Raw genomic sequence first — 12,506 nt, 5'->3', positions numbered from 1 at the left:
GAGACAAGTCGGTTCGGAGAGTGCGGGGCGCGGGGCGCCCACCAACCACGGCGGCAGGTGCGGCACATCATGAAATTCCGAACTCTTTACTGATGAAGTCGAACATCTCGTCGTCCGTGGCGGACTCCAGCTCACCGGCGACCTCGGCGTCCTCCCGGTCGTCCTGACCCGGGGTGCAGCGGTCGAGCAGGACCCGCAGCCGTTCGGCGATCGTGGCCAGCTCGTCGTCCGAGGGCGCGCTCTCGGCGAAGCCCGCCTCCAGGGTGGCGAGCTGGGACAGCAGCGCCCCGGGCTCGGTCCCGTCGGTGCCCAGTTCGGCCTTGAGGTGGGCGGCGAGCGCGGCGGGCGTGGGGTGGTCGAAGACGAGGGTGGTCGGCAGGGGAAGCCCGGTGGCCGCGCCTAGCGCGTTGCGCAGTTCGACGGCGGTGAGCGAGTCGAAGCCCAACTCCCGGAACGCGCGGCCGGGTTCGACCTGCTCCGGCCCCCGGTAACCGAGGACGTCCGCCGCGTGCGTGCGGACCAGGTCCTCCAGGAACCGGTCCCGCTCCGGCCCGGACAGCTCCGCGAGCCGCCGTGCCAGCTCGGGCCCCTCGGCCTCGCCGCCCTTGTCCGTACGCGCCGCACGGTCCCGCAGCGCGCGGGCCTCGGCCAGGTCGTCGAAGAGCGGGTCGGAGGCGACCCCCGGACCGCCCGACAGGTACTGCTCCCAGTCGACGTCGGCGATCACCGCCGTGGGCTGCCCGTGACCGAGGGCCCGGCGTAGCGCGGCGAGGGCGGGCCGGGGCTCCATGGGCGGCATCGCACCGCCCCGCAGCCGCTCGGCGGCCACCGCGTCGGCGGCCATTCCGCCACCGGCCCAGGCGCCCCAGGCGACCGACGTCGCGTTGAGGCCCTGGGCCCTGCGGTGCTCGGCGAGCGCGTCGAGGCAGGCGTTGGCGGCGGCGTAACTCCCCTGCCCGGCGCCGCCGGAGAGCCCGGCGAAGGACGAGAAGAGCACGAACGCCGACAGATCCGCGTCGCGGGTCAGCGCGTCCAGATGCCGGGCCGACTCCACCTTCGCACGGAACACAGTGGCGAGCCGCTCGGCGTTCATCCCGTCGAGCACACCGTCGTCCAGGACGCCGGCCGTGTGGAACACCGCGGTCAGCGGCGCGTCGTCGGGAATCGCGTCCAGGACTCCCGCGAGCGCGTCACGGTCGGCCGCGTCACAGGAGGTGAGAGTCACCTGTGCCCCCAACTCCTCAAGTTCAGCGGCGAGTTCGGCAGCACCCGGCGCGTCAGGTCCGCGCCTGCTCGTCAGTACGAGATGACGTGCGCCGTGGGCCGCGAGCCAGCGTGCGACGTGGCCGCCGACGGCTCCGGTGCCGCCGGTGATCAGCATGGTGCCGTGCGGCGTCCACGCGTCGCCGTCGGCGGCGCCGCTGGACGTGTCCCGCACCAGGCGTCGCGCGAACACCCCGGACCCGCGCACGGCCAGCTTGTCCTCTCCGGCCCACGCCCCGCCGAGCACCCCGGCGAGCCCGTCCAGGGCCCGCTCGTCCGGCGTCCCGGGAAGGTCGACCAGGCCGCCCCACAGCGCCGGATACTCCACGGCCACCACACGGCCGAGGCCCCACAGCGCGGCCTGCCCGTAGCGGGGCGCCGGGTCGGCGCCGCCCACGGTCACCGCGGACCGTCCGGCGAGCCAGAGCGGGGCGCCCAGGTCGGCGGCGTGCAGAGCCTGCACCAGGGTCACCGTCGCGGCCAGGCCGCGGCTGACCCCGCCTCGTACGGCGTGCGGTTCCTCGTCGACAGCCAACAGCGAGAGCACACCGGCCGTTTCACCGCCCGCGGCCTCCTTGCGCAGCCGCTCGGCGAACTCCTCACGGTCGATCCCCGCCGCATCCACGACGACGGTGCGTACGTCGGCCCCGCGCCCGCCGAGTACCTCCTCGACGGCGTCCGTCCAATCGGCGTCCGCGCCCCGGTCCGGCACCACGAGCAGCCACGTCCCGTCGAGACGAGCGGCGGTCGGCGCCTGGCCGAGCGGCTTCCACGAGACGCGATAGCGCAGAGCGTCCACCTCGGCGGACTCGCGCCGCTGCCGCCGCCACGTCGAAAGGACCGGCAGCACCTCACCCAGCGCCCCATCACCGTCCCCGGCGCCCAACTCGGCGCTCAGCGACTCCAGGTCCTCCCGCTCCACGGCCTCCCAGAAGCGGGCCTCCACCACGTCGACGGCGAAGCCGCCGGTGAGGGCGGTGACCGCCGGGGCCGACTTCAGCCAGTAGCGGTCGCGCTGGAAGGCGTACGTGGGGAGGTCCACGCGGCGGCGGGACTCGACCGGTGCGTACAGCGGGGCGAAGTCGACCTCGGCCCCGCGTACGTGGAGCTGGGCGAGGGCGGTCAGGAAGGTGTCCGGCTCCGGGCGGTCCTTGCGCAGGGCACCGACCAGACCCGCTTGCGCGCCCGGGTCGGTGAGCGTGTCGTGCGCCATCGCCGTGAGCACGGAGTCAGGGCCGAGCTCAAGGAGCGTCGACACACCTTGGGCGGTAAGAGTGGTCAGACCGTCGTGGAAACGGACCGCCTCACGGACGTGACGGACCCAGTACTCGGGATCCTTCAGCTGAACCGATTCGGCCAGTTCACCGGTCACGTTGGAGACGACCGGCAGCTTCAGGTCCTGGTACGTCAGGCCCCGCGCGATCTCGCGGAACTCGTCGAGCACCGGGTCCATGAGCGGCGAGTGGAAGGCGTGCGAGACCTTCAGCCACCGCACCTTACGCCCTTGGCTGCGGAGTGTCCCCTCCAGGCCCTCCAGAACCTCGCGGTCGCCAGAGAGCACCACCTGGGCGGGGCCGTTCACGGCCGCCACACCGGCCCGGTCTTCCAGGCCCTCCAGCAGCGGCAGCACGTCGGCCTCCGCCGCCTGCACCGCCAGCATCGCGCCACCCTCAGGCAGCGACTGCATCAACCGCCCCCGCGCAGCCACCAGTTGGGCCGCGTCCTCCAACGACCACAGCCCGGCCACATACGCAGCCGTCAACTCGCCGATCGAATGACCACCGATGATCTCGGGACGTACCCCGAAGGACTCGGCGAGGCGATACAGCGCGACCTCGACGGCGAACAGCGCGGGCTGCGCATACCCCGTCTGCTCCAAAAGCCCGGCATCCGCACCGAACATCACGTCCTTCAGAGGCTGGTCGAGGTGCCCGTCCAAGTGGGCGCACACCTCGTCCAGCGCATCCGCGAACACAGGGAACACCTCGTACAACTCACGGCCCATACCAAGCCGCTGACTGCCCTGACCGGTGAAGACCACACCGAGACGACCCTCAACCACCGACCCCGACACCACACCCGAACCACCGGAGGCGACGGCCTCAAGCCCGGACAGGAACTCCACCCGCTCCCGGCCGAAGACCACAGCACGGTGGTCGAGCGCGGCCCGCCCGGACAGAAGTGACCAGCCCGTGTCGACGCAGTCGAGCGCATCGCGCGCAGTGACGTGCTCGACGAGCCGCCCGGCCTGCGCGCGCAGCGCCTCGGCGCTGCGGGCCGACACCAACCAGGGAAGCTTGCTGGACAGAACGTCCTTCTTAGCGGCAGCAGTTGCATCCTCCACCGGCACCTGCTCCACGATTACGTGGGCATTCGTGCCGCTGACACCGAACGACGACACACCCGCACGACGCGGCACGCCCTCCTCGCGTTCGGGCCATTCGCGTGCCTCGGTCAGCAACTCGACGGCCCCGACGGACCAGTCGACGTGGGTGCTCGGCTCGTCCACGTGCAGGGACGGCGGTAGGACGCCGGCACGCATCGCCATCACCATCTTGATGACGCCCGCGACGCCCGAAGCTGCCTGGGTGTGACCGATGTTGGACTTGATGGACCCGAGCCACAGCGGCCGGCCGTCCTCAGGACGGTCCTGGCCATACGTGGCGAGCAGGGCCTGCGCCTCGATCGGGTCGCCGAGCGTGGTGCCCGTACCGTGCGCCTCGACAGCATCCACGTCACCCGCCGCCAGACCCGCATTCGCCAACGCGGCCCGGATCACCCGCTGCTGGGACGGCCCGTTCGGGGCCGTGAGCCCGTTGCTCGCGCCGTCCTGGTTCACCGCGGAACCCCGCACGACCGCAAGCACCTCGTGGCCATTGCGGCGGGCATCCGACAACCGCTCAAGGAGGAGCAGACCCACACCCTCGCCCCAGCCCGTCCCGTCCGCCGCCTCTGCGAAGGGCTTGCAGCGGCCGTCGGCGGCCAGGCCCTGCTGCTTGCTGAACTCGTCAAAGGCGGTGGGTGTCGACATGACGGTCACGCCACCGGCGAGAGCCATGTCGCACTCGCCCTGGCGCAGCGCCTGCGCGGCCAGATGGAGAGCCACGAGGGACGACGAGCACGCCGTGTCGACCGTCACCGCCGGGCCCTCCAGGCCGAACACGTACGACAGTCGACCGGAGACCACGCTGGCGGCGTTGCCGGTGAGCAGATATCCCTCAACGCCCCCCGGCGGCTCCTGGACGCCCTCGCCGTAGCCCTGGTAGCCGGAGCCGATGAAGACGCCGGTCTGGTGGCCGCGTACGGAGGTGGGGGCGATGCCCGCGCGTTCGAAGAGTTCCCAGGAGGTCTCCAGGAGGAGGCGCTGCTGGGGGTCGATGGACAGGGCTTCGCGGGGCGAGATGCCGAAGAAGGCGGCGTCGAACTCGGCGGCGTCGTAGAGGAATCCGCCCTCCGCCTTGTAGGCCGCCGCGCCGGTGCCCTCCCAGCCGCGGTCGGCGGGGAAGCCGGAGATGGCGTCGGTGCCGTTGGCGACCAGGCGCCACAGGGCGTCGGGGCTGGTGGCGCCGCCGGGGTAGCGGCAGCTCATGGACACTATGGCGATCGGGTCGTCGACTGTCGCGGGCGTGACCGGCGACGTCCCCATGGTCGTGGTGCCGGGCGCCTCGCCGAGTGCCTCCCGGCGCAGGTGGGCGGCGAGGGTCTGGGAGTCGGGGTAGTCGAAGACGAGGGTGGTGGGCAGCTTCAGGCCGGTCGCGGCGGCGAGCCGATTGCGTACCTCGACCGCTGTGAGCGAGTCGAAGCCCAGGTCACGGAAGGCGCGCCCGGGTTCGACGGCCTCCGCGCCCGCGTGGCCGAGGACGGCGGCGGCCTGTGCGCGTACCAGGTCGAGGGTGGACCGCTCCTGTTCGGCCGGCGGCAGGGCGGCGAGCCGCTCGGCCCACGCGGAGCCCGTCCCCGGACCCTTCGTGCCGGACGCCGCGGATCCCGTGATGGGCTCTGGTCCGGCGAGCGCGCGCCGCACGGCGGGCAGGTCCCCGATGAAGGGGCTCGGCCGCACCGAGGTGAAGGCGGGCGCGAACCGCTCCCAGTCAATGTCGGCGACTGCCAGGAACGTCTCGTCGTACGCCACTGCCCCGGCCAGCGCCGCGATGGCGCGCTCCGGTGCCATCGCCGTGACGCCGAGGCGGCGCAGGGCGTCCTCGGCTTCCTCGCCGGCCATGCCGCTGCCGCCGCCCCACAGGCCCCAGGCCACGGAGGTGGCGGTGAGACCGCGCGCCCGGCGCTGCTCGGCGAGCGCGTCGAGGTGGGCGTTGGCCGCGGCGTACGCGCCCTGGCTGCCGCTGCCCCACACGCCCGCGTTGGACGAGAACAGCACGAACGCGTCGAGCGAGCCGGTATCCAGGAGTGCGTCGAGGTGCGCGGCGCCCGCGACCTTCGCCTCCAGGACCTCGGCGATGTCGGCGGCGGTCATGGTGTCCAGGGGCTGCTCCTGACCGACGCCCGCCGCGTGGAAGACGGAGCGCAGGGTGCGGCCCTGGGTCGCCAGGCCGTCGAGGAGGCCGGTGACGGCGTCCCGGTCGGCCACGTCGCAGGCAGCGATGGTGACTTCGACGCCCAACTCCTCCAGTTCTGCCTGGAGTTCGACGGCACCAGGCGCGTCGAGACCGCGACGGCTGGTGAGAACCAGGTGCTCGGCGCCCTCGCGGGCCAGCCAGCGCGCCACGTGCCCGCCGATCGCGCCCGTGCCACCGGTGATCAACACGGTGCCGCGCGGTGCCCATTCCGGCTCCGTGCCCTTGCCCGCGTCCACCGGGGCGGGCATGAACCGGCGTACGAAGACGCCCGTGTCCCGGACCGCCAGCTGGTCCTCGTCCCCGGCGCCCGCCAGGACGGCGACGAAACGCGACGCGGCCCGCGCGTCGTACGCCTGGGGCAGGTCGATCAGACCGCCCCACCGGTCCGGGTACTCCAGGGCCACGACCCGGCCGAGGCCCCACACCTGTGCCTGGACGGGGTTCGTCTCCCGGTCGCCGCGCCCGGTGGCGACGGCTCCGCCGGTCAGCGCCCACAGTCGGGCTCCGACTCCGGCGTCACCGAGGGCCTGCACAAGGGCGACAGTGCCCGCGAGCCCCGCCGACCCGGCCTCGTGCGTGTCGTGGGCGGATTCATTCAGGGCGAGGAGGGAAACCACACCGGCGAGTCCCGCCTGGGCCCTCTCCCGCAACTGCGCGGACAGCGTTTCTCGGTCCAACTCCGCTGATGGGAGCTTCAGTTCGACGACGTCCGCACCGGCCTGCGCCAACGCCTCGCTCGCACCTGCCGCCCACGGGTGTTCCGCCGCGTTCTCCGGAAGCACGACGAGCCAGCGCCCGGAGAGCCCGGACGTGGGCAGGTTGCCGCTCGGCAGCGGCTTCCAGGTGACCCGGTAGCGCCAGCCGTCGAGGGTCGACCGCTCGCGCCGCTGCCGCCGCCACGACGAAAGGACGGGCAGCACGGCGCCCAGTTCGGCGGCGGTGGAACCGTCCGCCACCTCCAGCTCGGCAGCCAACTCCGCCAGATCCTCGCGCTCCACCGCCTCCCAGAACCGCGCCTCCACCTCGTCCACGACGGACAGCGGCGTGCCGTCCGGCACCTCACCGTCGCCCGTGAGCCAGTAGTGCTGGCGCTGGAAGGGGTAGGTGGGGAGGTCGACGGGGGTGCGGGCGCCGGGGAAGAGGGCCTTCCAGTCGAGTTCGGCGCCATGTACGTGGGCTTCGGCCATTGACGCCAGCAGGCGCTCGGCGCCGCCTTCGTCACGCCGGAGGGAGCCGAGCGTGACGGCCTGGCTCTCGGTGGCGTCGATGGTGGCCTGCACCGGGACGGTGAGGACCGGGTGCGGGCTCATCTCCAGGAACAGCCCATGCCCCTCGGCCAGAAGCCCCCGCGTGGCATGCTCAAACAGGACCGTCTGACGCAGATTGCGGTACCAATAACCCGCATCCATCAGGGTATTGGCGTCCAACCAGGCACCCGTCAGGGTCGAGTACAGCGGGATGTCGGCAGCCTGCGGGGCGACCCCGTCCAGCACCTCACCGATCTGCGTCTCGATCTGCTCCACGTACGAGGAATGCGACGCATAGTCCACCGGGATCGTACGGGCACGAATGTCCCGGGCGACGCACTGCGCCACCAACTCCTCCAACGCCTCGGGCTCACCGGAGACGACCACCTGAGCAGGCCCGTTCACAGCAGCCAGCTCGATCCGGCCGTCCCAGCCGATGATCAGCTCACGCACCTGACCCTCGGGCAGCGGCACGGACACCATCCCGCCCCTGCCCGACAACTCACGAATGGCAACACTCCGCAACGCCACGACACGAGCAGCATCCCGCAGAGACAGCACACCAGCCACACACGCCGCAGCGATCTCCCCCTGACTGTGACCCACCACAGCCGACGGCTTCACACCCGCCGCCTGCCACACCGCAGCCAGCGACACCATCACCGCGAAAAGAACAGGCTGAACCACATCCACCCGGTCAAACCGGTCCCCGCACAACTCCTCAAACAGGTCCCACTCCACATACTCGGACAGGGCTTCCGCGCACTCGCGCATGCGGTCCGCGAACACCGGGGAGTCGTCGAGCAGCTCACGCGCCATCCCCGCCCACTGCGAACCCTGCCCCGGAAACACGAACACCGGACGCGCCGCACCGCTTACCGCCCGGCCCGCCACGACATGCGCGGCGGTCAGGTCGCTCTGCGCCAACTGATCGAGCGCGGCGAGGAGTTCGTCCCGGTCCCGCCCGAGGACCACGCCCCGGTGCTCGAACCGCGAGCGTGTCACGGCCAGGGACCAGCCGACGTCGGCGAGGCCGATGCCGTCGGCCGCGCCGCCGCCTCCGATGCCGACATCGGCGAGCAGCCGCTCGCGCAGCCGTGCCGCCTGCGCCCGCAGGGCGTTCTCGCTCTTCGCCGACAGGGCGAGCGGGACCATGCCCGGGACCACCGACGGCGCGGGGGCGGCGTCCGTCCGGTCGCCGGCTCGGGTGTCGGCGGGCAGTCGTCCTTCCGTCGGTGCCTGCTCCAGGATCACGTGCGCGTTGGTACCGCTCATGCCGAAGGAGGAGACACCCGCGCGGCGCGGCCTACCCGCCTCCCGCGCGGTCCACTCGCGCGCCTCGGTCAACAGCTCGACGGCCCCTTCGGACCAGTCGACCTCGGTCGTCGGTGCCTGTGCGTGCAGGGTCCTGGGCAGCACGCCGTGCCGCATGGCGAGGACCATCTTCATGACGCCCGCGACACCCGCGGCCGCCTGGGCGTGCCCGATGTTGGACTTGACGGAGCCGAGCCACAGCGGCCCCTGGCCCTCGGGCCGGTCCTTGCCATAGGTGGCGATGAGGGCCTGGGCCTCGATCGGGTCACCCAGAGAGGTACCCGTGCCGTGTGCCTCCACCGCGTCCACATCGGCTCCGGTGAGCCCGGCGTCGGCGAGGGCGGCGCGGATGACGCGCTGCTGGGAGGGACCGTTCGGGGCGGTCAGACCATTGCTGGCGCCGTCCTGGTTGACGGCGGAACCTCGTACGACGGCGAGGATCCGGTGGCCGTTGCGGCGGGCGTCGGACAGCCGCTCCAGGACCAGCATGCCCACGCCCTCGCCGACGCCGAAGCCGTCGGCGCCCTCGGCGAACGGCTTGCAGCGGCCGTCGGCGGCAAGGCCCCGCTGGCGGCTGAAGGCGACGAGGGTGTCGGAGGTGGCCATGACCGTGGCGCCGCCCGCGAGGGCCAGCGAGCACTCGCCGTTGCGCAGGGCCTGTGCGGCCAGGTGCATGGCAACGAGCGACGACGAGCAGGCCGTGTCCACGGTCACCGCCGGGCCTTCTAGACCGAAGGAGTACGAGATGCGGCCGGAGAGAACGCTGGTGGAGTTGCCGGTCATCAGATGGCCTTCGAGGCCGTCGGGTATGACCCGCACGCTTTCGCCGTAACCCTGCGACGAAGCGCCGACGAACACGCCGCCCGCGCTGCCGCGCAGCGTCGCCGGGTCGATCCCCGCGCGCTCGAACGCCTCCCAGGAGGTTTCCAGGAGGAGGCGCTGCTGCGGGTCCATGGCCAGGGCCTCGCGGGGGGAGATGCCGAAGAACGAGGCGTCGAATTCGCCTGCCTCGTAAAGGAATCCGCCGCCGCGCGAGTAGGTGGTGCCCTGGTGGTCGGGGTCGGGGTCGTAGAGGGACGCGGTGTCCCAGCCGCGGCCCTCGGGCAGCCCGGAGGTGGCGTCGGCGCCCTCGCCGACCAGTCGCCACAGGTCTTCGGGGCTCTCCACGCCGCCGGGGAAGCGGCAGCTCATGGCGACGATGGTGATGGGGTCGTCGGCGTCACCCCCGAGGCCGCGCCCGGACTCACCGGCCGTTGACCTGTCGGCCGCCAAGTCCGAGTCACCACCGGCCAGTTCGGACTTCAGGTGGCGGGCCAGAGCGAGGGGGCTCGCGTAGTCGAAGACGAGGGTGGCGGGCAGCCGCAGGCCGGTCGCCTCGTTCAGGCGGTTGCGGAGTTCGACGGCGGTCAGCGAGTCGACACCGAGGTCGCGGAAGGCTCGTTCGGTGTCCACCTGGTCGCCGGAGGCATAGCCGAGGACGGCGGCGGCCTGGCCGCGCACATGGTCGAGGAGCGCCCGCTCCCGCTCGCCGTCCGGCAGTGCGCGCAGGCGGCGTACGAGAGCCGACGCCTCGCCGTCCGACCCGTCGTGGTCGGCGACGGCGCGCCGGGCGGGGCCGTGCACGAGGCCGCTGAGCAGCGGCGGCAGGTTCCGGCCGTGGGCGGTGCGCAGCGCGGCGGTGTCGAGGCGAACGGGGACCAGGGCGGCGGCGCCCAGGCCGAGGGCGGCGTCGAAAAGGCCGAGGCCCTGCTCGGTGGCGAGGGGGGCGATGCCGGAGCGGGTCATCCGGTCGAGGTCGGCGGCGGAGATCTGGCCGGCCATGCCGCCGCGTTCGGCCCACAGGCCCCAGGCGAGGGAGGTGGCGGGCACGCCCTGGCCCCTCAGGTGCTGCGCGTAGGCGTCGAGGAAGGTGTTGCCCGCGGCGTAGTTGCCCTGTCCGGCGCCGCCGAGGACGCCGGCGACGGAGGAGAAGAGGACGAAGGCGGCCAGGTCGGCGCCGTGGGTGAGGTCGTGCAGGTTGACGGCGGCGTCGACCTTGGGGCGCAGGACGCGGTCCAGCTGCCCGGTGGTGAGGGAGGCGGTGATGCCGTCGTCGAAGACGCCCGCGGTGTGCACGACGGCGGTGAGCGGGTGCTCGCCGGGGACGCGGGCCAGGGCGTCGGCGAGGGCGTCCCGGTCCGCCGCGTCGCACGCGACGACGTCGACGGCTGCGCCCAACTCCTCGATCTGGTCGATGAGTTCGGTCGCTCCCGGGGCCTCGGGGCCGCGGCGGCCGAGGAACAGCAGGTGGCGGATGCTGTGTTGGGCGACGAGGTGCCGGGCGACGAGGCCGCCGAGACCGCCGGGGGCGCCGGTGACCAGGGCCGTGCCGTGCGGGTCCAGGGCGGCGGGCGCCTGTACGGGCTCGCCGAGGTCGCGGCCGAGCCGGGGGACGCGTACGGCTCCGGCGCGGATCGCGCACTCGGGCTCGCCGTGCGCGTACGCGGCGGGCAGCGCACGCAACGACTCGGGGTCGCCGTCCACGTCGGCGAGGACGAACCGGCCGGGCTCCTCGGACTGCGCCGAGCGCAGCAGGCCGAGCACGGCGGCGTGCGCGATGCCGGGCAGCGGCTCGTCGGCGGTGACGGCGGCTGCGCCGCGGGTCAGGACGATCAGGCGCGCGTCGGCGAAGCGGTCGCCTGCGGCGAGCCAGGTCTGTACGAGGGTGAGGGCGGCGCCTGCGGCGGTGTGGACGTCGTCGGCGGATACGACGGTGTCCGCCGTACCGGCGGGGCCGTCGTCGGCTCGGGTGGCGTCGGCCGCGACCACGACGCCGGGAACGGGCGCGGTGCCCTCGGCGACGGCCGCGGTGAGGTCCGCGAGGGTCGGGTACGAGGCTACGTCGAAGCCGACACCGTCGCCGTCCTCGCCGAGGAGGCGGCACAGCTCACGCGCGTCGGTGCCGTCGGCGCCGAGCACGGCCCACGAGTCGGCGCGCTCCGCCCGCGCGGGGGCGACGGCCGGCGGCTCGACCCAGGTGACGCGGTACAGGTTCGGTACGCGGTCGCTGCGGGCGGCGAGGCTCTGGCGCACGTCGACGGTGCGGGACACCAGGGAGCCGATCCGGGCGACCGGCGCCCCGGCGTCGTCGGCGAGCAGCACAGAGACGGTGTCGCCGCCGCTCCCGGAGCGGGTCAGGCGTACGCGCAGGGACTTCGCGCCGGTGGCGTACAGGGACACGTCGCTCCAGGAGAACGGCAGCCGTGGCATGCCCCCCGCCTCGTCGTCGCCGTCCGAGGGGTCCTGGGCCAGGTGTGCCGCCTGAAGCGCGGCGTCGAGGAGCACGGGGTGCAGACCGAACCCGCCGGCCTCGTCACGACGGTCCTCGGGGATGCCGACTTCGGCGAACACCTCGTCGCCGCGCCGCCAGACGCCCTGCAGCCCCTGGAACGCGGGCCCGTACTGGACGTCCGCCGCGGCGAACTCCTCGTACAGACCGTCGATGCCGACCGCCTGCGCGTCGCGGGGCGGCCACTGGGCGAGGTCGAATTCCGCAGCCGGAGCCTCGGTGGGCGCCGATGCCGGGGCGAGCACGCCTGTGGCGTGCCGGGTCCACGGCTCCGCCTCCGCGCCGCCCGTGTCGGGCCCGGTTTCGGGGCGGGAGTGGAAGGTGAGTGTCCGCCGCCCGGAGACGTCGGCGGGCCCCACGGTCAACTGGAGCTGCACACCGCCCGTCTCAGGGACGACCAGCGGCATCTCCATGGTGAGCTCTTCGACCAGGCCGCAGTCGACCTGGTCGCCCGCGCGCGTGGCCAGCTCCACGTAGGCGGTGGCGGGCAGCAGCACGACACCCGCGACGGCGTGGTCGGCCAGCCACGGATGCGTACGCAGCGAGAGGCGCCCAGTGAGCAGGTGCCCGTCGCCGTCGGCCAGCGGCACGGCGGCGCCCAGCAGGGGGTGTCCCGTGTCCCCGAGCCCGGCGCCGGTGACGTCACCGGCGCCGGGGGTCGCGTGGAGCCAGTAGTGCTGGTGCTGGAAGGGGTAGGTGGGGAGGTCGACGGGGGTGCGGGCGCCGGGGAACAGGGCGCTCCAGTCCAACTCCGCGCCGTGTACGTGGGCTTCGGCC

Annotated in this window: 1 protein-coding gene; it reads right to left on the bottom strand. The window is 73.2% G+C overall.

Annotation, left to right across the window (positions count from 1 at the left end; all coding sequences use genetic code 11):
* Positions 1 to 67 precede the first annotated feature (67 nt).
* A complete protein-coding gene (locus ACFYNP_RS37095) occupies positions 68 to 12,478 on the bottom strand; it encodes a type I polyketide synthase (protein WP_388791741.1) in 12,411 nt (4,136 codons plus the stop codon).
* Positions 12,479 to 12,506: the final 28 nt, after the last annotated feature.

Origin of the sequence: Streptomyces sp. NPDC006691, from assembly GCF_042869955.1 — a bacterium.
Taxonomy (GTDB): domain Bacteria; phylum Actinomycetota; class Actinomycetes; order Streptomycetales; family Streptomycetaceae; genus Streptomyces.
The sequence above is the reverse complement of the archived record's forward strand: the minus strand, read 5'-3'. Positions and strand labels throughout refer to the sequence as shown.